25 protein-coding genes and 1 tRNA gene are annotated in these 22,500 nt (G+C 56.7%); 14 read left to right on the top strand and 12 right to left on the bottom strand.

Going from position 1 to position 22,500, the window contains the following annotated elements:
- The first annotated feature begins 88 nt into the window (after nt 1-88).
- Complete coding sequence (locus KEHDKFFH_RS15110; RefSeq protein WP_104322669.1) at nt 89-700, top strand: hypothetical protein; 612 nt, start codon at nt 89-91, stop codon at nt 698-700.
- Here the strand turns inward: KEHDKFFH_RS15110 and KEHDKFFH_RS15105 are convergent.
- Both KEHDKFFH_RS15105 and KEHDKFFH_RS15100 read right to left on the bottom strand, forming a co-directional pair.
- Nucleotides 693-1,004: a hypothetical protein gene (locus KEHDKFFH_RS15105; protein ID WP_104322668.1), complete on the bottom strand. Its 312-nt coding sequence runs from the start codon at nt 1,002-1,004 to the stop codon at nt 693-695. The two genes, KEHDKFFH_RS15110 and KEHDKFFH_RS15105, sit on opposite strands and share 8 nt — an antisense overlap.
- Before the next feature lie 84 nt (nt 1,005-1,088).
- Nucleotides 1,089-1,574, bottom strand: a complete 486-nt coding sequence (locus KEHDKFFH_RS15100) for a hypothetical protein (RefSeq protein WP_104322717.1) — start codon at nt 1,572-1,574, stop codon at nt 1,089-1,091.
- A 132-nt stretch (nt 1,575-1,706) separates the two neighbouring features.
- On the opposite strand from KEHDKFFH_RS15100, the gene KEHDKFFH_RS15095 reads away from it, so the two are divergent.
- From KEHDKFFH_RS15095 to KEHDKFFH_RS15085, 3 genes are read left to right on the top strand one after another with little or no spacing between them, the layout of a single operon-like run.
- Nucleotides 1,707-2,627, top strand: coding sequence for an ABC transporter ATP-binding protein (locus tag KEHDKFFH_RS15095; protein ID WP_104322667.1), 921 nt, complete (start codon nt 1,707-1,709; stop codon nt 2,625-2,627).
- 25 nt (nt 2,628-2,652) lie between these two features.
- Nucleotides 2,653-3,414 (top strand): ABC transporter permease, encoded by a 762-nt coding sequence (locus tag KEHDKFFH_RS15090; RefSeq protein WP_104322666.1) that lies wholly within the window; start codon nt 2,653-2,655, stop codon nt 3,412-3,414.
- Entirely contained in the window at nt 3,411-3,929 is a 519-nt protein-coding gene (locus KEHDKFFH_RS15085; protein WP_241956527.1) for a DUF192 domain-containing protein, read from the top strand. Before KEHDKFFH_RS15090 ends, KEHDKFFH_RS15085 begins: the two co-directional genes overlap by 4 nt.
- A gap of 25 nt (nt 3,930-3,954) precedes the next feature.
- Here the strand turns inward: KEHDKFFH_RS15085 and KEHDKFFH_RS15080 are convergent, their stop codons facing one another.
- Complete coding sequence (locus tag KEHDKFFH_RS15080) at nt 3,955-4,746, bottom strand: enoyl-CoA hydratase (RefSeq protein WP_104322665.1); 792 nt, start codon at nt 4,744-4,746, stop codon at nt 3,955-3,957.
- A gap of 187 nt (nt 4,747-4,933) precedes the next feature.
- Here KEHDKFFH_RS15080 and KEHDKFFH_RS20245 point away from each other — a divergent pair, with 187 nt between their 5' ends.
- From KEHDKFFH_RS20245 to KEHDKFFH_RS15065, 4 genes are all read left to right on the top strand, one after another.
- Entirely contained in the window at nt 4,934-5,077 is a 144-nt protein-coding gene (locus KEHDKFFH_RS20245) for a hypothetical protein (protein WP_162841257.1), read from the top strand.
- 38 nt (nt 5,078-5,115) lie between these two features.
- Nucleotides 5,116-5,994 (top strand): DMT family transporter, encoded by an 879-nt coding sequence (locus KEHDKFFH_RS15075; RefSeq protein WP_104322664.1) that lies wholly within the window; start codon nt 5,116-5,118, stop codon nt 5,992-5,994.
- 53 nt (nt 5,995-6,047) lie between these two features.
- The gene (locus tag KEHDKFFH_RS15070) at nt 6,048-6,851 is read left to right on the top strand and encodes an enoyl-CoA hydratase-related protein (RefSeq protein WP_104322663.1); all 804 of its coding nucleotides are present in this window, start codon (nt 6,048-6,050) and stop codon (nt 6,849-6,851) included.
- 61 nt (nt 6,852-6,912) lie between these two features.
- Nucleotides 6,913-7,773 (top strand): OST-HTH/LOTUS domain-containing protein, encoded by an 861-nt coding sequence (locus KEHDKFFH_RS15065; protein ID WP_104322662.1) that lies wholly within the window; start codon nt 6,913-6,915, stop codon nt 7,771-7,773.
- 290 nt (nt 7,774-8,063) lie between these two features.
- Here KEHDKFFH_RS15065 and KEHDKFFH_RS15060 read toward each other — a convergent pair whose 3' ends face one another.
- The 4 genes from KEHDKFFH_RS15060 to KEHDKFFH_RS15040 form a co-directional block, all read right to left on the bottom strand.
- Nucleotides 8,064-8,777, bottom strand: coding sequence for a hypothetical protein (locus tag KEHDKFFH_RS15060; RefSeq protein WP_104322661.1), 714 nt, complete (start codon nt 8,775-8,777; stop codon nt 8,064-8,066).
- 97 nt (nt 8,778-8,874) lie between these two features.
- Nucleotides 8,875-9,819 (bottom strand): IS5 family transposase, encoded by a 945-nt coding sequence (locus KEHDKFFH_RS15055; RefSeq protein ID WP_104322660.1) that lies wholly within the window; start codon nt 9,817-9,819, stop codon nt 8,875-8,877.
- A 490-nt stretch (nt 9,820-10,309) separates the two neighbouring features.
- Nucleotides 10,310-10,396: transfer RNA gene (locus tag KEHDKFFH_RS15045), tRNA-Leu, on the bottom strand.
- Between the two features lie 75 nt (nt 10,397-10,471).
- On the bottom strand, nt 10,472-11,113 hold the full coding sequence (locus KEHDKFFH_RS15040; RefSeq protein WP_104322658.1) for a class I SAM-dependent methyltransferase: 642 nt from the start codon (nt 11,111-11,113) through the stop codon (nt 10,472-10,474).
- 184 nt (nt 11,114-11,297) lie between these two features.
- Between KEHDKFFH_RS15040 and KEHDKFFH_RS15035 the strand changes: the two genes are divergently transcribed.
- The 4 genes from KEHDKFFH_RS15035 to cydC are packed head-to-tail and all read left to right on the top strand — an operon-like array spanning nt 11,298 to nt 17,066.
- Entirely contained in the window at nt 11,298-12,740 is a 1,443-nt protein-coding gene (locus KEHDKFFH_RS15035; protein ID WP_104322657.1) for a cytochrome ubiquinol oxidase subunit I, read from the top strand.
- A gap of 2 nt (nt 12,741-12,742) precedes the next feature.
- Nucleotides 12,743-13,744, top strand: a complete 1,002-nt coding sequence (gene cydB / locus KEHDKFFH_RS15030; RefSeq protein ID WP_104322656.1) for a cytochrome d ubiquinol oxidase subunit II — start codon at nt 12,743-12,745, stop codon at nt 13,742-13,744.
- Nucleotides 13,745-15,457 (top strand): thiol reductant ABC exporter subunit CydD, encoded by a 1,713-nt coding sequence (cydD, locus tag KEHDKFFH_RS15025; protein ID WP_104322655.1) that lies wholly within the window; start codon nt 13,745-13,747, stop codon nt 15,455-15,457.
- Entirely contained in the window at nt 15,450-17,066 is a 1,617-nt protein-coding gene (cydC, locus tag KEHDKFFH_RS15020; RefSeq protein ID WP_104322654.1) for a thiol reductant ABC exporter subunit CydC, read from the top strand. Before cydD ends, cydC begins: the two co-directional genes overlap by 8 nt.
- Here the strand turns inward: cydC and KEHDKFFH_RS15015 are convergent.
- Both KEHDKFFH_RS15015 and KEHDKFFH_RS15010 read right to left on the bottom strand, forming a co-directional pair.
- Nucleotides 17,063-18,304: a saccharopine dehydrogenase family protein gene (locus KEHDKFFH_RS15015; protein WP_104322653.1), complete on the bottom strand. Its 1,242-nt coding sequence runs from the start codon at nt 18,302-18,304 to the stop codon at nt 17,063-17,065. The genes cydC and KEHDKFFH_RS15015 overlap by 4 nt on opposite strands.
- Before the next feature lie 67 nt (nt 18,305-18,371).
- Nucleotides 18,372-18,788 carry a hypothetical protein gene (locus KEHDKFFH_RS15010; protein ID WP_104322652.1) on the bottom strand — a complete coding sequence of 139 codons (417 nt, stop codon included), beginning with the start codon at nt 18,786-18,788 and terminating at the stop codon, nt 18,372-18,374.
- A gap of 207 nt (nt 18,789-18,995) precedes the next feature.
- Here KEHDKFFH_RS15010 and KEHDKFFH_RS15005 point away from each other — a divergent pair, with 207 nt between their 5' ends.
- Nucleotides 18,996-19,325, top strand: coding sequence for a hypothetical protein (locus KEHDKFFH_RS15005; RefSeq protein ID WP_104322651.1), 330 nt, complete (start codon nt 18,996-18,998; stop codon nt 19,323-19,325).
- 37 nt (nt 19,326-19,362) lie between these two features.
- On the top strand, nt 19,363-19,836 hold the full coding sequence (locus KEHDKFFH_RS15000; protein WP_192875793.1) for a hypothetical protein: 474 nt from the start codon (nt 19,363-19,365) through the stop codon (nt 19,834-19,836).
- 13 nt (nt 19,837-19,849) lie between these two features.
- On the opposite strand, the gene KEHDKFFH_RS14995 is transcribed toward KEHDKFFH_RS15000, so the two are convergent.
- From KEHDKFFH_RS14995 to KEHDKFFH_RS14985, 3 genes are all read right to left on the bottom strand, one after another.
- Entirely contained in the window at nt 19,850-20,689 is an 840-nt protein-coding gene (locus KEHDKFFH_RS14995) for a putative RNA methyltransferase (RefSeq protein ID WP_104322650.1), read from the bottom strand.
- Nucleotides 20,690-20,799: 110 nt separating this feature from the next.
- Nucleotides 20,800-21,741 (bottom strand): electron transfer flavoprotein subunit alpha/FixB family protein, encoded by a 942-nt coding sequence (locus KEHDKFFH_RS14990; RefSeq protein ID WP_064230432.1) that lies wholly within the window; start codon nt 21,739-21,741, stop codon nt 20,800-20,802.
- Nucleotides 21,742-22,491 (bottom strand): electron transfer flavoprotein subunit beta/FixA family protein, encoded by a 750-nt coding sequence (locus tag KEHDKFFH_RS14985; protein WP_008171627.1) that lies wholly within the window; start codon nt 22,489-22,491, stop codon nt 21,742-21,744. It lies immediately after the preceding gene.
- Nucleotides 22,492-22,500: the final 9 nt, after the last annotated feature.

The raw sequence follows: 22,500 nt of genomic DNA, 5'->3' as shown, positions 1-22,500 counted from the left end.
GGCCAGGTTATGGGGACGGGTTGGCGGTATTTGCAGGATACATTCCGTTACAATCCGATCACCTGTTGCAACATTCAGAGTTCTGGTGATGATGGTTAACGGATTGATTCTTTTTATTCAGGTGGGTCTGCTGGCGCTCCTTGTCCTGCTCGCTATACGGATGATCACACTGGTGCGCTCGGAGCCCCTGGCAGCGGGCCATCAGAAAATCTGGTCAGGCAGTCACCTGGTCGACGCGCACCACTCCGAACTTCCCTTAAGCACCTCAGAATGGCCTGTTGCGGAGCGAAAACCGGTGGTGGAGGCTGCCCCGGACCGTGCCGGACTCATTACCCGGCTGCATATCCTGGCAGGTCTGCAGGAAAGGGATTGCCGTGTTAACGGCCTGGAACTGGCAACCGCGCCAGAAGCGGTCAAGGCTTATGCCGCTGCCTGGCTCTATGGCGCCGGTTGTGCCCTCAGCGATAAAAACACCCGACACTCCGCAGCGCTGATCGGCATCGTTGCGCAGATTGCCAGTCGAAAAACCGGGATTCGCCAGCCGGAGGCTGTTCAGGCGATAACAACATTGACGGCCAGCACGGTTTACCTGGCCTGTTTCAGGGCGGGATTGGAAGGCGCGGAATTCTGGCGGTATAACCACTACGTACCGCCGACATCAAGTCTCTACGAAGCCATTACCGCTAACGCATTTATTTAGCAGCCCGACTTGGGGCGGTTTCAAGCACCCAGTCGGTGCCCAGCGCCACGGGTTCGGCATGATCCTGTTCGTCTGCACGGGTGCCGGTAATCTCGGGCCGGCTGAACCCGCCATCATCGGTATTGGCCATGCTGTCCACATCTACCGAACGAACCACGTAGGTCACGCCGCCGGACAACACTTTCGCCCGGTGAGTCAATCCGAACACAAACCGGCAGTAATCCAGCTTGAGCTGAATCAGGTCCTGCTCGGCTTTGCGGATTTTTCTCAGCAGTACCTTCTGAACGCTATCTCCGTAATCCATCACGTTGTCCCTGATAGTGGCGGTATGGTGATTTTACACAATCCCGGCCCGTTGTCAGCCGACGGGCCGCCAGTTCCAGATGGCTCAGTGCGGTTCGGCCTGAAAAACCAGCTTTACCGGGATACCCTCGATGGGCTTTTGGCCCTGCTGAAGGTCAATACGCCACGTCATAGTGGCGTCTACGGCACAGAAGGGTGCGGTAAAGCGGGCGGCGTATTCATTTCCTGCCTGGTTGCCCAGCGGTACCGGGTACTCGCCCATATACATGGATTCGCCCCGCAGAACGGCGAGAAAACGTTCGGGATGCTCTGGTGTAACAACCGTGAGGCGGTATTCCATGCCCTGGGTGCCCTCGCCCAGCTTGCTGAGGCTGACTTCCCAGTCCCCGGAACTGTCTGACCATCGGCACGGGCTATCCTGCAGCAAATCACACCGGGTGTTGGCGGCGGCACTCTCATTTACAGTCCCGGTCTCCGGGTCTTCCTCATCGTCCCCTAGCATGCGTGGACCGAAAACAGCCACGGCAATAAGACCCAGAATCAATCCTGCCACTGCAATAGCGCGTAACATAACGGCACCCCGAACAAACCTGCGGGGCATTATGGAGTTTTCTCCCGCCAAGGCAAAGGTTTCTAAACCGGCGCCAGTCATGAGAAAATACCGCGCCTTCAATTCGACCCATTTTGACCACAGGACACGCCCGTGCAGCCGGATATCTCCGTTAAGCACCTGAGCAAGGTATATGGTGACGGTTTTCAGGCCCTGAAGAACATCAACCTGGACATCCGCCGTGGCGAGATCTTCGCCCTGCTCGGCCCCAATGGCGCCGGCAAGACCACGCTCATCAGCATCATCTGCGGCATTGTCAATCTCTCCTCGGGCGAGGTAAAAGCCGCCGGCTATGACATTGTCAAAGATTACCGCAAAGCCCGCGAGACCATCGGCCTGGTGCCCCAGGAACTGAACACCGATTCGTTCGAAACCGTGTGGGATGCCGTTTCCTTCAGCCGCGGCCTGTTTGGCAAGCCGCCAAAGCCGTCCCATATCGAAAAGGTGCTGAAAGATCTTTCCCTCTGGGACAAGCGCAACAACCGCATCATGTCCCTGTCCGGAGGCATGAAACGCCGGGTAATGATTGCCAAGGCACTATCCCACGAACCTCAGATCCTGTTCCTGGATGAGCCAACCGCCGGCGTGGATGTGGAGCTGCGTCGGGACATGTGGGAGATGGTCCGCAAACTCCGGGAAAGTGGCGTTACCATCATCCTCACTACCCATTACATTGAAGAAGCCGAGGAAATGGCCGACCGGATCGGGGTAATCCGGCAGGGTGAAATCATCCTGGTGGAGGACAAGACCCAGTTGATGACCAAACTTGGCAAAAAGGAGCTGCGCCTCCACCTTGCGCAAAAGCTCGACAAGGTGCCGGGCGAACTCACCCTGGAACCGGTGGAGCTGTCCGAGGATGGATACGAGCTGATCTACACCTTCGATTCCCAGCAGGAACAGGCCGGCGTTGCCAGGCTGCTACGCACACTCGGGGATCTGGGTATCGAATACCGGGATCTGCAAACCCGGGAAAGCTCCCTTGAAGAGATTTTTGTCGGCCTGGTGCACGAGTAAGCCGGCCGGCCCAACGGAGAAAGGCATGAACCTTTACGGTATCCGCGCAATTTACAAATTCGAAATGGCCCGAATGCGCCGCACGGTGATGCAGAGCGTACTCTCGCCGGTGATTTCCACCTGCCTGTATTTCGTCGTCTTCGGCTCCGCCATTGGCTCGCGTATGGGTGATATTGACAACATCGCCTACGGTGCCTACATCATCCCGGGGCTGGTGATGTTGTCCCTGCTGATGCAGAGCATTTCCAACGCCTCGTTTGGCATCTACATGCCCAAGTTCTCGGGGACCATCTATGAAGTACTCTCGGCCCCGGTATCTTACGTCGAAGTAGTTCTGGGTTACGTTGGCGCCGCTGCCACCAAGTCCGTCATCCTGGGGCTGATCATCCTTGCCACGGCGAAATTCTTTGTCGATTACGACGTGCTGCATCCCTTCTGGATGTTGTCCTTCCTGGTGCTCACGTCGGTGACCTTCAGCCTGTTCGGTTTCATCATCGGTATCTGGGCAGATGGTTTCGAAAAGCTCCAGATTGTACCCATGATGATCGTCACGCCTCTGGTGTTCCTTGGCGGCACCTTCTATTCAATCGACATGCTGCCGGAGGTCTGGCAGACCGTGAGCCTGTTCAACCCCGTGGTCTATCTGATCAGCGGCTTCCGCTGGGCGTTCTACGGTGTATCTGATGTCCACATCGCCATCAGCGTGGGCATGACCCTGGTCTTTCTCACCGCGTGCATGGTGGGTATCTGGTGGATCTTCAAAACCGGCTACCGGTTGCGCTCGTGACAGCGCCATCGGGAGTTGTTGGCGGGCTGAAAGTCTGGTTTGTACTGGCGCTCAGTACTCTGATTTACGGTTGCTCTTCAGGCATCGCTGCACCACAGGAAGGTCTTCCGGTTATCGAGGGCTGCTTTGTGTCTGCGGCGGGCACAGTGCCTGTCACACTGGAAGTGGCCAGCAGCTCCGAACAGCGCCAGAAGGGATTGATGGGCCGCACTTCTCTGGCGCCTAACGCTGGGATGCTGTTTGAATACAGCGAGCCCAGGCAAGCCAGCCACGGCTTCTGGATGTACAAGACCCTGATTCCGCTGGACATCGCTTTCCTGAACCAGCACGGCGTGATCGGCAGTATTCGTCAGATGGTACCCTGCGCCTCGGCCAGCGGTTCCGGCTGCCCCACCTACCCCGCCGGTGTGCCCTTTATTCAGGCGGTGGAGATGAACGCGGGCTTTTTCCGGGAACATGAAATCAGGCCTGGCGACCGGCTCTACGTAGGCAAGGACAACTGCCCGGCACGATAGACCGGGCTGATTCCTGCAAGCGAGCCTAACTGTCTTTCCACTCCGGCTTGCGCTTCTCGAGAAACGCGCAGATACCTTCCTGGGCATCGTTGGCCATCATGTTGTCGGCCATCACCCTGGAGGTGTACTCGTAGGCGTCTTCCAGCGGCATTTCCAGCTGCCGGTAGAAGGCCTCTTTGCCAATCTTCAGAGTGTGCCCGGACTTGTCGGCAATGGTGCGGGCCAGCTTGTAGACCATCTCGTCCAGGTGCTGCTCGTCGACTATCTGATTGACCAGCCCGATCCGTTCCGCCTTCACGGCACCGATCATTTCACCAGTCAGCAGCATTTCCATGGCGTGCTTGCGCGAGACATTGCGGGACAGCGCCACCATCGGCGTGGAACAGAATAGCCCGATGTTCACACCTGGCGTGGCAAACCGTGCGGTATCTGCCGCTACAGCCAGGTCGCAACTGGCCACCAGCTGACAGCCTGCGGCGGTGGCAACACCGGCAACCCTGGCAATCACCGGCCGGGGCAGATTGACGATCTGCTGCATCACCTTGCTGCACAGGTTAAACAGCGCCATCTGGAATTCATGGCTATCAAACTGCTCCCGCACTTCCCGAAGGTCGTGGCCGGCACAGAACACATTGCCATGGGCCGCCAGAACCACAACCCGGGTCTCCGTATCGGAGGCGATGATCTCAAGCTCTTCAGACAGGGCCTCCAGCATGGCCATGGACAGGCTGTTTTTCTTCTCCGGCTGGTTCAGCGTGAGCGTGGTAATGCCATTGTCGCTGTACTTGTGAACCAGATCTGCGGTTTGTTCAGTCATGAGGACACTCCATTTTTATCATTGCTGCTCCAGGCAACCTGCAAACTTACCCAGAGTATTGCTGACTGCGTCTATACTGTCGAAGCGACTTTTGTAGGATGCTCAGTTTTCGGGGCCTTGAGGTTGTTATCGCCCTCTGCCGCCCATAGGCTGTCTGTATAAGCCAAAACGCAGAGAGGAAGAACGCATGTCGAAATCGATAATCCTCAAAGCCATCTTTGCCATCGCAGTTATTGGCGGAGCAATCTTCATTATCATCAAAGACGAACCTGCAACACCAACCGGCGACATCAACAGCATCCAGCCGCTGCCAGAGCAGGACAACCCGTAAGCTAAACCACAAACCACTCCGGAACAGGCGAACCCACATTGCAGACAACCCGAATCAAAGGACTGACCATCGCCGCCCTCGGCGTGCTTTTTATCGTCCCGGATGCGCTGCTTGTGAAAATCACCTCCGTGGACCCGGTGGTGTTCCTGTTCTGGCGGGGCTTGTTGCTGGCCATCAGTTTTTTTGTGATCAGCTGGGCCCGTTACCGTTCCCGGCTGTTGCCTGAAATCCGCAAATGCGGCCGTAAAGGCCTGTTCTGTGCCAGTGCCTTTGCCATCAGCACCCTCGGCTTCGTGGTGGGCATGAAGAACACGGCTGCGGGCAACGTGCTGGTGATCCTCAACACCGCGCCGGTGATCGCGGCGGTCATTGCCTGGGCGGTGTGGAAGGAAACCCTGCCGCTGCGAACCTGGGTAGTCATCCTGGTGTGCGTCGGCGGCGCCACCTTGATGGCGGTGGGTGAATTCGGCAAGGGTGACCCGCTGGGCCTGCTGATGGCAGTGGTCGCCGCCACGGCCCTGGCCTCCAACCTTAACGTGGCCCGATCCAAACCCGACAGCGATATGAGCGTGATGCTCATGTTCGGTGCCCTGGCGCTGGCAGTCGTGGCCGCTGTATTTGGCGGAGCCCAGATGCCATTGGGCCGGGATTTCTTCTTTATCGCCCTGCTCTGCCTGGTGTTCCTGCCAACCGCCTGTATTCTGATCCAGATTGGCCCCCGCTATATTCCTGCGGCAGAAGTCAGCCTGATGCTGCTTCTTGAGACCGTGCTTGGGTCCTTCCTGGTGTGGCTGTTCCTTGGCGAGGTGCCGCCAAAACTGAGCCTGGTGGGCGGTGTCATCGTGTTCTCCGCCCTGGCAGTGCACGGCTGGACAGAAGTCAGCCGTTACCGAAAGGCGCGGCTGGCAGTTGATTAATCCGGTTCCCGCGCGCGAAGATACGCGCTGATCAAAAACAAGGAACCGCAATCATGACCACCGTACCCAAGCTCACCGACGCACTGCTCACCCTGGAAAACCGGGTAGCCACCCTTACCCTCAACCGTCACGACCTGCGCAATGCGCTCACAGGCTCAAACCTGATTGACGACATCGTAACCACGGCGGAATGGGTGAACCAGTGCGAGGATGTGTCGGTACTGGTGATCACCGGAGCGGGCTCTGCGTTCAGTGCAGGCGGCAACATCCGGGATATGGCCAACCGCAGCGGCGATTTCGCCGGAGACGTGGCCGAATGCGCCGACCGCTACCGCAAAGGCATCCAGCGCATTCCCCTGGCCCTTCAGAACGTGGAAGTACCCATCATCGCCGCCGTAAACGGCCCCGCTATTGGTGCCGGCTTTGATCTGGCCAACATGGCAGACATCCGCATCGCCTCGGAAAGCGCCAAGTTCGGCGAAACCTTCCTCAACCTCGGCATCATCCCCGGCGACGGCGGTGCCTGGTTCATGCAGCGCCTGATCGGCTACCAGCGCGCCTTCGAGCTCACGCTCACCGGCCGTGTGATCGACGCCGCCGAGGCAAAAGAGTTGGGCATTGTTCTGGAAATGGTGCCAGCGGAAGAACTGATGAACGCTGCGAATACCATGGCAAGCCGCATAGCCAGCCAGCCGCCAAAAGCCACGCGGCTCACAAAGCGCCTGATGAAAATGGCGCCGAGAATGGAACTGAAGGATTTTCTGGACGTTTGTGCCAACTTCCAGGGCATGTGCCACAACGAGCCGGAGCATCTGGAAGCGGTGAATAGAATGCTGGAGGCGATGTCGAAGAAGTGATGGCCAGCGTTCACACAAATCTGGCAGGACTATTCCGGTATCAAGGAGCTGAAAGAAAGCAATGAATGATCTTGGTGGAGAGAGCTTGGAGTCCCTTCGAGCGAAGATCGAGAGAAGCTTCGGTCAATGCCTGCTTCAGCTCCAGAGGTATGAGCTGGGCCTGAAGCGCTTCCTGTCGACGACGGTTATCAGGGGAAACACTGAAACCTTGGAAGCCCATCAGGAAGCTCGCAAGGCCCACTTCTCCAATAAAACCCTTGGGCAACTGATCGGAGAGCTTACGGGAGAATATCTTGTTCCTTACTCAGCTGACGAGGATTCTTCGCCACCGCCGGATGAACCGCTCGAAAACCCGAAACTTTCTGAGTTCCAATTTCGATTCTCGATGTCGATGAACGAAGAACGGCATGAGACTTTAAGGGCAGAACTTGCAGAAATCGTCTTGATTCGAAACGAACTGGTTCATCATTTTCTCGAACGCTTCAATCTCAATGAGGTTTCCGGTTGCGACGACGCTGTCAGGCATCTCGCTAATGTTCAACAAGTAGTCGCTCAGAATTTTAAAAGACTCAAAGAGTGGGATAAAACGCGCCGCTCAGCGGCCAAGCAAGCCGTTGAATTTATGCAGTCGGATGAGTTTGGATCTGTGCTGAGCTACGGCGTTTATCCCGGTCTGCCCATTGTTTGGCGTGATACGACCGCTGTTCACCTTTTGTTCGAGGCAGAAGAACAGTTGGCACGTGATGGCTGGACGGATTTAAAGTCAGCGATCGGGATGATGCAACAAAAGCGGCCAGACCTTGGTCCAAGAATTTACCACTGCAAAACTTGGCGGCAACTTTTAAAGAAGTCTGAGCTTTTCGAGCTCAAAAAAATGATCCATCAAACCGGAAGTACTTCTATGTTGTTCCGCAGTTGCTGAAGTCATCAGGCGACTGGTAAATGAGTGTTGCGATAATTTCTTCTTTGGGTTCTCAACTTGCCTAATTGTGCGCCGAAGAACTCTAGTGACGCATGCACCGATTTTAGGGGATGGTTGCAAAAGGAACCCAACCGGCCGCCGATGTGGATGTGACTGACCTGCGGGAAGCGTTTGATGACGTGCTGGAGTGCGGGCCGATTACGCGCCGCTTTGCCTGGTGAAACGACCTAGACCCGGAATACGTGAGCGCGACGTTTATCCGCTGGTGTGAACTGGATGACTGAACAGCGTCATGCATATCCGTGCCGAAGAGCGAAGTTTTTGCCTGTTTTCGTCAGCGATACTAAAAACTCTCCAGGCATAGTATCGTCTATCTGCACGACACCCAACTGATTGAGTCGATCTATAGTATTTTCGACGCGAATAGAATTCAGCCCTGAAAGTCGCTCAATGTCTTGAGGGCTTATAGGTAGCCCGGCGTCGACCATCGTCCTAAAAAAAGCTTCTATTTTGTCTGAGTCATCATTTTCAAAAACCAACAAATCCAAATTTTGCTGGGAAACCTTGCTCTCCTCGTTTTCCTTCATATTGGAAAACCCATTCGGGCTCAGTTCTGTCGAGTATCTGTTCTTGGCTTGACCAATCTTCTTCTGAAGTTGCTCATTTTCGACCTGCATAGAATCAACTTTTGCTTTTAAATTCTCTATCTCCAACTCTCTTTCATTAAGCTCATCGTGGAACTCTGACTGAAGTGAAGACAGCTTTTGCCTTATCTCCCGTGCCTTTTCTACAGTCAATGGTGTCTCGTTTTCTATTCTGATCTTGATTTGCTTTAGCTTAACTTGCTGAAGGCTCCAGTATTGAAACGCGAACTTTGAAAAAAGAGGATAAATAAAGATAAATGCGAAAGCCGACGCCAGGGGGTATACGAGCAGATTTAAAGCAGAGTCAATGAAGTTAGGGAAGGTCTGAATAACCGCTAATTTTTGCCGATGTTGTTTCAAAGCAGCAAAAATCTCGAATTTCAGACGTTATTTCCCCGTTACTTGTATGTTTCTCGCCCATTTCCCGCCATTTTGGCGGAAAACAGGCGCACTGGCCCTACGCCAGCAGGTATTTTTCACCGATTAGGAGATTACTGAACGCGGCCAACAAGTGCAGCCGATTGGTGTTTTTCACCAGACCGCGATAGCGAACCTTGTTGTAGCCGAACACTTGCTTGATGTACCGGAACGGATGTTCCACTTTTGAGCGGATGCTGGCTTTGATTTTCTCGGCCTTCAGCTTGTCAGCATCCAGGGTTTTCCGTGAACCAGGGCGCTTGGCGATGAACCAAGACACACTTTTACGGTGCTTGTGCTCGCCTCGCTTTTGTATGCCGAGGTAGCCGGCATCACCAAAGACTCGACGCTCTTCGCCGTGCAGCAATTTGCCGGAGGGCACAATGTCATGAACGTTGGCCGCCGTGGTGTCGATGCTGTGAATCAGTCCGAGAGTGTCATCAACGCCGATGTGCATTTTCATGCCGAAGTGCCACTGATTACCCTTCCTGGTTTGGTGCATTTCCGGATCACGTTGGCCACTCTCGTTCTTGGTGGAGCTCGGTGCGGAAATGATGGTGGCGTCAACAATGCTACCTTCACGCAGCATCAGGCCGTTTTTCTCCAGATGCTTGTTCACTTCTTTGAACAGCACCTTGCCGAGACCGTGCTGCTCCAGAAAATGGCGGAACTTAAGGATCGTGGTTTCGTCTGGTAGCCGATCAAGCTTCAGGCCAGCGAACTGGCGCATGGATTCGATCTCGTATAAGGCGTCTTCCATGGCCGGATCGCTGAGGTTATAGAACAACTGCATGCAGTGAACGCGCAGCATGGCAGATAACGGATAGGGAGGCCGTCCGTTCTGACCCTTGGGGTAATAGCGGGCCACCTTCTTCTCCAGCTGCTTCCACGGAATCAGCTTGTCCATGCGTTCCAGAAAGATCTCGCGGCGGGTTTTGCGCTTCTTGGTCTGGTACTCGGCTTCGGAGAAGGTGATCTGATCCATGGTGGCAACGATCCTATGCGGTTGACGATGGCCGTATTATCGCTGATTTTGTAGACTTATTCAGAGTCTCCTTAGGATAAAGATACGTTTCCAAATGATTAATTTTCAGGTAATAGTTTTGGTCATCGAAAACCAGAATAGCTGCTCTAAAGTTAATCGCCAAAAAAGACAAAATAAAAGCCCCGGATAGTGGCGAAACGACCCGGTCATATAGGCTGGCTTTGATAGAGTTTATCAATTCGACAAACATAAATTCCCTTTCAATCCAGTGTACTAAAGTTTGGCAGCAAAGCCAGAGATGCATAGATTCCGCATCATTGATTTAGACGTCAGTCTCTCCTGACGGTCCCACCATTCGGCAGGTGGCGCTACCCCTTGGCAATCCATTGCGAGCGGCTAAATTTTCTATCCTGATGCATCAATGAGGCACCAAAAAATTTGAACAAGTGAAAATCTGAGCGCCCCCCCCCCTGCTACGTACTAGTTTATATGGTGCTCCGGGCCGGAATCGAACCGGCACGACCTAACGGTCGAGAGATTTTAAGTCTCTTGTGTCTACCAATTTCACCACCGGAGCATTCGGGGGAGGTTTTGACGGGCAGAATTGTATAAGTCTGCGTGGGGTAACGCAATTCGGATTCCACCCCCGCCCTCAAGCGGCTGGGCTGGCTGCTGCGGGCTTGGTTGCCCTGCCCTTGTAGATGTATCCGGCGATTTTTGGTGCCTTGGGGATGTAGAGGTTTTCCAGTTCCTGGATTTCGAAGCCCGCGTGTCGGATCAGGTCGGCGATGTGGCGGTTCAGGTGGCAGCCGCCGGCCAGTTTTTTCCATCCCGGGGTGATGCGGTGTTGCCACTTGCGGGTGCCATCGTGGGAGGATTCGCCGTGTTCCAGGAACAGGAGTTCGCCGCCCGGTTTCAGTACCCGCCACATTTGCTGGAGCGCGGCCTGCCAGTCGGGGATGGTGCACAGGGTGAAGGTGAGCAGTACGGTGTCGACAGAGTGGTCTTCCAGTGGGATTTTCTCTCCGGGCAGGTCCAGCCACTCTACCTTGATGGGAGACTTTGCGAGATTCGGTTCGGCCTTGCGGCGCATGCCTTCTGAGGGCTCCAGGCCGTACACCATGTCCACGTGGTCGGCATTGTAGAATTCCATGTTGATGGCCGAGCCCATGCCCACTTCCAGGACCACTCCTTTGGCCTGGGGTACCACCTGGCTGCGCAGCTTCATTACCTGGCCCATCGAGCATGCGCGGTCTATGATGTGGGGCAATATTCTGTCTTCGTAAAAGCTCATTGGGTTCCCCATACTTGTTATAAATCAAGGGGTGCGACAAAACGCCCTATCGGGTTTATCGCCATGTTTAGTAGCATGGTAATCATCTGCCGGTAATAACAACACAACAAAATGAGCTAAGGCAGCGGCTAAACGGGTTCGCTGGGCCCGTTTGTTTTGATGTGAACTTTACCGGAGGGTTCCCATGGAACTTGATCCTCTCATCCTATCGCGAATCCAGTTTGCGTTTGTGGTGTCATTTCACGCCATTTTTCCGGTGTTTACCATCGGCCTTGCTTCCTACATCGCGGTACTCGAAGGCCTGGCTTTCAAAACCGAGAATCCGTTGTGGGTGAAGCTCTCTGCCTTCTGGACCAAGGTGTTTGCGGTGGTATTCGGCATGGGTGTGGTGTCGGGCATTGTGATGTCGTTCCAGTTCGGCACCAACTGGAGTAACTTCGCCCAGGCCTCCGCCAACTTCCTTGGCCCTATCCTGAGTTATGAGGTGGTCACGGCGTTTTTCCTGGAGGCGGCTTTCCTCGGGGTGCTTCTGTTCGGTCGGGATAAGGTGCCGGCCGGCGTTCACCTGTTTGCCGCCATTATGGTCGCGCTGGGTACTTTTATTTCCTCCTTCTGGATTCTGTCGGCCAACAGCTGGATGCAGACGCCGGCTGGCACCGAGCTCCGTGATGGCGTCTTCTATGTGACTTCCTGGAGCGAGGCGATCTTCAACCCCTCCTTCCCCTATAGATTCGCCCATATGGCACTGGCCTCCTTCCTGACCGGTGGCTTTGTGGTGGCCGGTGTGAGTGCCTGGTATCTGCTGCTGGGTCGTGAGGTTGAGGCGAACAAGAAGGCACTGTCCATGTGTCTGTGGCTGCTGCTGTTTATTGCCCCTGCCCAGGCGGTATTGGGTGATTTCCACGGTCTGAACACTCTGGAGCATCAGCCCACCAAAGTAGCGGCGATGGAAGGCAACTGGGAAACCTCCCGCAATGTGCCGTTGCTGCTGTTTGCCATTCCCGATCAGGAGAACCAGCGGAACCTTTACGAGATTGGTATTCCCAGCCTGGCCAGTTTCATTCTCACCCATGAAAGGGACGGTGAAGTGCCGGGCGTGAGCGCAGTGCCTGTTGACGAGCAGCCACCGGTGGCGATCGTGTTCTGGTCGTTCCGAGTCATGGTAGGTATTGGCCTGCTGATGATTGCCTTCGCGGTTACCGGCCTGGTTCTGCGTGCCGGCGGTCGGTACTGGCGCACCGGCTGGTTCCTGCAGGGCATGCGCTTCATGAGTATTGCGCCCTTCTTTGCGGTGCTGACCGGCTGGTTCGTCACCGAGGTGGGCCGGGCGCCCTGGCTGGTCTACGGCCAGATGACTCAGGCAGAGGCCCTGACTCCGTCACTGACTGGCGGTATGGCGCTATTCACACTGATCGGCTATATCGTTGTCTACGCTCTGGTGTTCTCCGCCGGCGTGTATTACCTGATGCGGGTGCTGTATGTCGGTCTTGAAGACCGGGATGAAGACGAGCATGAGGCCGAGCGACCAAAGCGTCCCTTCTCTGCCGCCCATGTGCCCTTTGAAATTGAACATGAATCCGGTGGCACAGTCGGCACCGCCAAGCCAGTCAACGAGGGAGGTCACTGATTATGGAACTGTTTGATCTGCCGCTCATATGGGCATTCATTATTGGCTTCGGCATCATCATGTATGTGCTGATGGATGGCTTCGACCTGGGCGTGGGGATTCTCTTCCCCTTCGCGCCGAATGAGGAAGCGCGGGACACCATGATGAACTCGGTGGCCCCGGTGTGGGACGGCAACGAAACCTGGCTGGTGCTAGGCGGCGCTGGCCTGCTCGCGGCCTTTCCGATGGTCTATTCAATCTTCCTGCCGGCGCTGTACATTGGTGTGTTCCTGCTGCTGGCCGGGCTGATTTTCCGGGGCGTGGCGTTCGAGTTCCGGTTCAAGGCCCGGACGTCCCGTTACCTCTGGAACTGGGCCTTTGCCGGTGGTTCTACCGTTGCCTCCTTCGCCCAAGGTGCAGTTGTGGGCGCCTATATCCAGGGCTTTGAAACCGCCAATGGCGTTTACGTGGGCGGCGCGCTTGACTGGCTCACGCCGTTCACCGTGCTTACCGGCCTGGGCATGCTGGCTGGCTATTCCCTGCTGGGTTCCACCTGGCTGATCATGAAAACCGAGGGTTATCTGCAGCAGTGGGCCTACAAGATCACCCTGCCATTGCTCCTGGCGGTTCTTGTGGTCTTTGGCATCATCGGTGTCTGGACGCCCTTTGTGGATGAAATGGTCCGTGAACGCTGGTTCTCAAATCTGAGCATTATCTGGATTCTGCCGGTTCTGACATTGCTGTGCGCTATCCAGATCTACCGTTCAGTTCGTGATCGCAGGGATGGCATGCCGTTCGTGGCCACCATGGGGCTGTTTATCACCACCTATCTGGGCCTGGTGGTCAGCCGCTGGCCCTATGTGGTTCCGCCGGAATACACCCTCTGGGATGCCGCATCTGCTTATGAATCCCAGCTGTTCCTGCTGTTGGGCCTTCTGTTCGTGATCCCCATCGTGCTGGTGTACACCGCGTGGACCTACTGGGTCTTCCGCGGCAAGGTCCGCGCGGGCGAGGGATACCACTAAGTGCTGGAGCCACGGGCCAAGGGTGGCGGGGAGAATGCCTCCGCCACCGATCAGAAAGCCGTTAAGGGGTGGCTTGCAGACCTGGCCCGTGGCAGCCGCCTGTGGATTCGCGGCACTGTGGTTGCCGGCATCGTTGCCGGCATTGCCACCATCATTCAGATGGTGCTGTTGGCCCGGATTATCCATCTGGGTGTGATTGACGAGGTCCCCGTTGCGGACCTCACTCCTCTCTTTCTCGGCCTGATTCTGGCGCTGGCTGTTCGAGCACTGGGCCAGGGTTATCAAACCCGGTTTGCGGCCCGTTGCAGCGAACAGGTTCGCCGGGATGCCCGGCGTCAGCTCCATAAGCATTGGCAGGCCACCGGTCCTGTGGAACTGGGCCAGTCCTCCGCAGGCACCCTTGCCCGGGAATGGATTGACCACGTGGAAGCCCTGCACGGTTATTTCGCCCGCTTTCTGCCACAGATGACCCTGTCGATAATTGTGCCGGTGCTGATTCTCGCCCTGGTGTTCTGGCTGGACTGGTTGGCTGGCATCTTCCTTCTGTTGTCCGCGCCGCTGATTCCGTTGTTCATGGCCCTGGTGGGCATGGGCGCGGAGAAACTGAACCAGCAGCACTTTGAAACCATCAGCCGGCTTTCCGGGCAATTTCTGGACAAGGTTCGCGGCCTGACCACGCTGCAACTGTTTGGCCAGACAGCCGGAGCAGCCGAACTTATTCGCAAACGCTCGGATCACTATCGGCGCATTACCATGAAAACACTCCGGGTGGCGTTTCTGTCCTCAGCGGTTCTGGAGTTCTTTGCCTCGGTGGCCATAGCCGTTATCGCCATCTACATCGGGTTTGGTCTGCTTGGGTACATCACTTATGGCCCCTCCGAGGATCTAACCCTGTTTTCCGGGCTGTTGATTCTGTTGCTGGCCCCGGAGTTTTTTCAGCCGTTGCGAACACTCTCCCAGCATTACCATGATCGTGCCGCCGCCATGGGCGCTGGCACCGAAATCCTCGAGCGGCTGGACACTCCGGTGAACCCGGAGAGCAAGACCGAGATGGCCTCTGTCGAGGGTGCGGAAGACAGGATTGAGCTGCGTTCTGTCAGTAAAAACTTCCGGCCCGACCAACTGGTTCTGCAGGATCTCGCGTTGACCATCCAGAAAGGTGAAGTGATTGCCCTGACCGGCCCCTCCGGCGGCGGCAAATCCACCCTGCTGCATATGTTGGCGGGTTTTCTGGCGCCGGACACCGGCGAAATCCATCTGTTCGGCGAAGCGCCGGGCAGTTTCCGGTTTGGCTGGCTGGGGCAGAAAGGGTTTCTGGTTCAGGGAACCTGGGCCGATAACCTCAGACTGACTACTCCGGATGCCTCTGATATTGCCATTGAAACCGCCCTGCGCAATGTCGGCCTCGGTTCCCTGCTGGACAGTCGCAAACAGGGGATTCATAGCCCGGTATCGGAAGAGGGCCAGGGGCTCTCCGGTGGCCAGGCCCGGCGGCTGAGTTTGGCCCGTATTTTTCTGGCGGATTACGACCTGATCCTGCTGGATGAGCCCACCGCCGGGCTGGACAGCGACAGTGAAGTGTTCGTGCTGGAGGCACTGCATAAACTGGCGGTAGCCGGAAAAACCCTGATCTTCTCCACTCACCATCAAGCCTTGCTGGCCCTGGCAAACCGTGTGCTGCTGGTTTCTGGCGGGGAGGTACGGGATGCGTGACCTGAAGCCCTGGCTGGACCTGATCTTCAAGCGCCCGGGGCGCCTGGTTGTCGGCGGATTCCTGATTTTCGCCACCCTGCTTTCCGGCATTGGCCTGTTGGCGGTTTCGGGCTGGTTTATTACCGAAACCGCACTGGTTGGCCTGCTACTGGCTGCCGGCGTGGCGGCGACCATAAACCTTTACGTGCCCGGCGGCGCCATCCGGTTTTTCGCCGTTTCCCGCACGGTGTTCCGTTATCTGGAGCGGGTCTACAACCACGATACCGTTCTGAGATTGCTGACAGATATTCGCGTGGCCCTGTTCCAGCGCCTTTCGCGTGCCAGCCCCGTTCGCCGTGGGGAATTGAGCGGCGCACAGTGGCTGTCCCGCCTCACGAGCGATGTGGATGCCCTGGACACCCTGTACCTGCGTTTAATCGCGCCTACCGCACTTGCAGGCCTGGTAACGCTACTGGTAGTTGTTCTGGCCGGGGTTCTCTTCAATATCGGCACGGCGTTGCTGGTGAGCCTGTTGCTGGTGATTGCCCTGGTGATCGCCACCGCCGGGGTTTATCTGAGAACCTGGCGCCTGGCCGCCCGGCAAAGCGACCGGCAGGAAGAACTGAGAACGGCGGTGATCGAACACATCGAAGGTTTCTCCGAACTGACTGCCGCCGGGCGTACCGGAAAACATGCAGCCTGGCTAATGCGCCAGGCCCATCAGGTTACTTCAGAGCAGGCGAAGGCCGACACCCGTGTAGGCTGGCATCTGGCCGGCTCCCATCTTTTCGTTAACCTTTCTGCGGTTCTGGCGCTCTGGGCCGGATTTGCCCTGTTCCAGTCGGGTTCGGTTTCCGGCCCGGTGCTTGTGTTGTTGCCCATTGCCTTGCTCGGCCTTGCCGAGGTCTATGCCATGCTGCCGGATGCCTTTGGCAAGCTGGGAGCAACGGTCGCTTCCGCTGCGCGATTGAACCGGGATTGTCGTGAGGAGGAACAAGCCGCTGCGACCTCCAGTTCCGAATTACCCCCAAACACGGCGCTTCTGGCAGAAAATATTGCGGTAAAACATGATGGTTACGTGCCTCTGTTCACGCGTTTCAATCTGAGGATCGAGGACGGGGAGCGCATTGGTATTCTCGGTCATTCCGGCAGCGGCAAGTCCTCTCTGGCGGATGTACTCGCCGGCCTGTTGCTCACTGCCCAGGGCAGCCTGACGCAAAAGGATTGCGTCTACCTGACCCAGAAAACCGTGTTGTTCGAGGACACCCTTCGCGCCAATCTGTTGCTGGGATCACCTGAGGCCTCGGACACCGAGCTCTGGAGCATTCTGGAGCAGATGGAACTGGCCGAGCGCTTCGCCACGGAACCGGATCAGCTCGATACCTGGCTGGGCAGTGCCGGCAGCCGACTCTCCGGCGGTGAAGCTCGGCGTGTCGCCCTGGCACGGGTGCTACTGAACCCTGCCCCGCTGGTGATACTGGACGAGCCCTTTACCGGCCTGGATGCCGAAACCCGAGCGCGTATCTCGAAACGGATGGAAACACTTCTGGAAGGAAAAACCGTGGTTAGCCTGGCACACGGGCCGGATGCCCTTCCGGGCACCGACCGTGTGATCTACCTGAGTGGTTAGCGGGTTTCCAGAACCTCGAAGGTCAGGCCCGCCTTGCTGGTGAGTCGGTCCATGAGCTTGCCGTCCAGCAATGAGGATGGTGTCCAGAACCCACCCGGCTGATCCGCCGGAATATCGAACGCCAGGCACATGCCCGCCTCGCCCAGCATCTTGCCGGTGGACCCGTAGCCCGGGTCCTGATCGCCGGTCACCTTGGTGATGATGGTTTTGCCATCTTCCGTGCGGCCAACGAAACGAAGGTCATAGAACCCGGCTTTCTGGGCCTCAGGACTGGGGCCTTCGCCCGGCTTGGGTACAAACTTCTCAACCAGCCAGCGAGTCGGTTTGACGGCCGAGGCCATCAAGAATGCCCCCAGGCCACCGGTGACGGCATACGCTGCCAGACGCCCCTTGGTACCTCGCCCGGTCATCATGGCTTCGTCGTAGGTAAACTCTTTGCCATAGCGCGCGTTCTGCAGAGCGTTGGAACGATGCACCACTCGGGTGTTGATCGCTGCCATTACGAAAGGCGCGAGCCAGGCGTTGAAGGTCTTGTCGAACTCTGCGCCTTTAAGGCTAGGCTGACGGGTCTTGGAGCGATGCTCCGGCGGGCAAATTGAGAACGGGTTGGCCATTTGTTTCCGCAGTTTCGGATCGGCCGCCGCTTCCTTTACCGCATTCATCAGGGAGGCAACAGTGCCGCCTGAGAACTCGCCCTTGGCGGTTTTCACGCGCATGCGAACATCCCGGCATGGCGCACCGAAGGTCTGCTCTGCCTGGTTCTGCAGGAACCACACCCCCATATCAGAGGGGATCGAGTCGAAGCCGCAGCAGTGAACAATGCGCGCGCCGGAGGATTTGGCTTCCTCTTCGTAGCGTTCCACCATCTTGCGGATCCACTGCACTTCACCCGTCAGGTCGCAGTAGTCCGTACCACTGCGAACACACGCCTGTACCAGCGGCTCACCGTACAGGGCATAAGGACCGACGGTGGAAATGATCACACGGGTTTGATCGCACATGGCCTTCAGAGCGTCTTCATCGGACGCATCAGCCAGAATCACCGGAACAGTGCTGGCCTTGTCGCCAAGTTCGCCCTTCAGGGTATTGAGCTTGCTCTCGGAGCGACCGGCAATCGCCCATCTCACCGATTGACCCACTCCGTAGGTTTCCAGCAAGTAGCGGGTAAGAATCTGGCCAACGAAACTGGTGGCACCGAACACCACCAGATCATAGGCCGTTTCAGCGGATTTGGTCATTGCTCTTCCTTAGTCAGCTGCATTGAAAACAAGTTGATAGAGAGTTGATTGGGTGCTGGTTCAGAGTTTAACGAACTCCGACAGGCGCTTTCGCACCCATCAGGCGCATGAATACGGCCACGCCCAGGCCCCAGAACCCGTTAAGAAGAAGTCCGCCTACCCAGGTCTGGGCAGACACATCGAGCCCTTTCAGGGGAAATACCACCAGCATGGCGACGGCAGTGGGACCTACTGCCCCTACAATGACATGCCCCAGCCAGAACTTCACCCCCGCCAGGCGGCCGAGGATCAGCCAGAGCAACATGCCCCACAGGCCACCAAAGAATGCCAGGGATACAACCTGGGGAACGCCGAGCGGTGGTACCGGAGACAGGTTAAACGGCGCTGCGGGCACAATACCGCCCAGCCAGAAGAGTGCGAACAGGCCCTGATGAAACACCAGGGTCGCGAGAAAACCACTTGCAAACGCCTTGAACCAAACCATGAACAATCCTCTGTTGGTATGAATAGTTGGCCTTAACTCGTTGATTCTGCGTAGCTCATTTCACAACTGCAACCGATATTAACAGTTTTGAGCGCTCGTTCTACTTTCCTGGCCGCACCGTTGAATCCGTCGTCACGGCCAATCGTTTGTCACACTGCTTGGTGCACACTGGAGGGCAGTGCACGAAACGATTTCCGGAGGTTCGAATTGATCACCTTTTTGATGGTACTGAGTATCCTGCTTGTTCTGTTCAGCGGTTTTGTCTGCTGGCAGGTTCTTGAACAGCGTAAAGTGATCGCCCGAATGATGGAGAACGACGACATCGCAGATTCCGAGCAGGAACCGGAGCTGGTTATTACGCTTCGGGTGCTCAATCCGATTGCCCTGGCCAAGAGGGAATCACGCTCTGCCCGGGTGCTTGCCGACAAACTCCCCGTCATGGTGCGCAAGATGGTGTATCAGGAAGTGATGAAAGAGCTCGAGGAAGAGCTGACCGAGCGTGAAATAGACGTGGAAATGCAGATCGAGTATCGATGATTGGAATATTCAAGATGAATAATGGAAGCGCACTTTCATGATCACTACCGCCATCGTAATCCTGTTGCTGCTTCTGGCATTCAGCGGGTTCTGCATCGCCTACTGGCAGCTGCTGCTGTGCCGCCGTGAGGCCCGGATTCTCAACTCCCATCGGGTGGCGGCCCACAGCGCCATCCAGAAAAGCAGGATGGACCTTCTGGAAGTACGGAACCGTGCCCGATTGTTGGAGGACTCGGTCTCAGGCGGCGCCAGCGCGGTAGAGAAACTCCACAAGGCGATCTCCAACACCACCTTCGGGTTGATTGATCTTTTCTCGAAGGATGAAGAGTTCCGGCAGACGGCCCGTAAAGCCCGGGCCACTCATGATCAGACCAGTCAGCAGATCTACCGAACCGTGCGCACCACCAACAAGGCACTGCATATCCTTGCCGATACCCTGATCATCGGAAAGGCGGAAAAGCGGCTCGCTTCCCGCAAGCGCGGAAAAGCTGAGGGTACTGACGACGGTTAATGAATTTCGGCGGTCAGACCTTTTCCAGACGTTTCAGAACCACGTCGACGGTTACCTCCAGGGATTCGAGTGCCCCAGCCTTCTCAAGCCCCTCAGGGGTAGCCCGGTACAGATGCGGTGTCATGGCCAGCAGATCGGCAATGCTGGCCTGATCTGGAAGGTTCAGCGGCAAACGCACCGCAGTTGAATCCAGCTGCCGGAAACCCTCGGGGGCAGCGCTTTCAGCGTCTGCCGGCGGCTTCAGCTCCGGATAAATGATTTCACGTAGTTCCCTTAGATGGTCCGCACCGGCATCCACCTGTATCACCCGCCCGCCGGGCTTGAGCACCCGGGCGAATTCGCTGTACACCGGAAACCCGAACAGGCAAAGCACCAGATCCAGCGATTCCGGCAGGACCGGCAGGTTGGCATTGCTGCCCACCACCCATCGGGTCTGTTTATCCTGTTTTGCCGCAGCCAGGACTGCCCACTTCGAGATATCAACGCCAATCATGGCAAGCTCTGTGTTGCCGGCCACGTTTGCAAGGTGTCGGAGGTAGTAGCCTTCCCCCGAACCGGCGTCCAGCACCGAGCCAGCGCCCTCCTTCGGGAACGACTGGATCGCAAGATCGCTAACCGCCTCGGCGATCTTTGTGTAGAAGCCGGCACTCAGGAACCGTTGTCTGGCAGAGACCATTTCCTTGCTGTCACCCGGGTCCAGGGTACGTTTCTTCTGAACGGGCAACAGATGCACGTAACCCTGCCGGGCAACATCAAAGCTGTGCCCATTCTCACAGCGCCAGGTCTTTTCATGAGGCGTGAGCGGGCAGCCATCCAGTGGGCAGGCTAAAGCGTCAAACGGCATCGTGGTCATGGTTCGTGTATCCGGTTAACAAGTCGGGGCCGGGTATCATGGCAGGAATTTTGGTTTCACCCAAAACAAAAAGGCACCCGTAGGTGCCTTTTCTCAAGCCGGACAAAAAGTTACAGAACTTTCTTCAGCTCTTCCTCAAGCTGCGGAACTGCTTCGAACAGATCCGCGACCAGGCCGTAATCGGCAACCTGGAAGATCGGTGCCTCTTCGTCCTTGTTGATCGCAACGATCACCTTGGAGTCAGACATACCGGCCAGGTGCTGGATGGCACCGGAAATGCCCACGGCGATGTACAGCTGCGGAGCAACAATTTTACCGGTCTGGCCAACCTGCATGTCGTTCGGCACGAAGCCGGCGTCAACTGCAGCACGGGATGCGCCAACAGCGGCACCCATCAGATCGGCAACCTGCTCAAGCATCTTGAAGTTGTCGCCGTTCTGCATGCCGCGACCACCGGAAACAACGATACCGGCGCTTGCCAGATCAGGACGGTCAGACTTGGCCAGCTCTTCGCTTACGAACTGGGACAGGCCAGCGTCTTTTACAACGTCCAGCTGTTCAACGGCAGCGGAGCCACCTTCACCAGCAACCGGATCAAATGCGGTCGGACGAACAGTAACGACCTTGATGCTGTCACTGGATTTGACAGTGGCAATGGCGTTGCCAGCGTAGATCGGGCGAACGAAGGTGTCTTCGGACTCCACACGCATGATGTCGGAAACCTGGGCAACGTCCAGCAGTGCAGCAACACGTGGCATAAAGTCTTTGCCCACGGTGCCAGCGGCGGCCAGGATGTGGCTGTAGCCCTTGCCTACTTCGGCAACCAGCTCACCCAGGTTCTCGCCCAGGAAGTGACCATAAGCAGCGTTATCGGCAACCAGTACCTTGTTAACGCCTTCGGCCTTGGCAGCTGCTTCAGCAACGGCACCACAGTTCTCACCGGCAACCAGTACGTCGATGTCTCCGCCGATGGCCTTGGCAGCCGCTACAACATTCAGGGTAGCCTGTTTCAGGCTGCTGTTGTCATGTTCAGCAATTACAAGGATGCTCATTTAGATCACCTTCGCTTCGTTCTTCAGTTTATCGACCAGCTCGGCAACGTCGGCCACTTTCACACCCGCCTGACGGGAAGCAGGCGCTTCAACCTTCAGGGTGGAAAGGCGCGGAGCGATGTCGACACCCAGATCGGCCGGGCTCATGTTGTCCAGCGGCTTCTTCTTGGCCTTCATGATGTTCGGCAGAGAAGCGTAGCGCGGCTCGTTCAGACGCAGGTCTGTGGTGACTACCGCAGGCAGGTTCAGGGCAACGGTCATCAAACCACCGTCTACCTCGCGGGTTACATTGACCTTGTCGCCCTCAACAACCACTTCGGAAGCGAAAGTGCCCTGACCCATGCCGGTCAGCGCGGCCAGCATCTGGCCGGTCTGGTTGTTATCGGAATCGATGGACTGCTTGCCAAGAATGACCAGCTTTGGCTCTTCTTTCTCAACAACAGCCTTGAGCAGCTTGGCCGCTTCGAGAGACTGAACCTCCTCGTCGGTTTCGACGTGGATACCACGGTCAGCACCCAGCGCCAGCGCAGTACGGATCTGCTCCTGGGAGGCCTTGGGACCAATGGAAACCACCACGATTTCACTGGCAACACCCTTCTCTTTCAGGCGAACGGCTTCTTCTACCGCGATTTCGCAGAACGGGTTCATTGCCATCTTGACGTTGGCGAGATCAACACCGGTGTTGTCCGGCTTGACGCGCACCTTTACGTTGTAGTCGATTACTCGTTTTACAGCGACCAGAACCTTCATAGATTCCTC

It is taken from the genome of Marinobacter maroccanus, assembly GCF_002933275.1.
In the GTDB taxonomy this organism is placed as follows: Bacteria; Pseudomonadota; Gammaproteobacteria; order Pseudomonadales; family Oleiphilaceae; genus Marinobacter; species Marinobacter maroccanus.
Note: the sequence above shows the minus strand (reverse complement) of the source record. Positions and strands in the feature narration are given on the sequence as shown.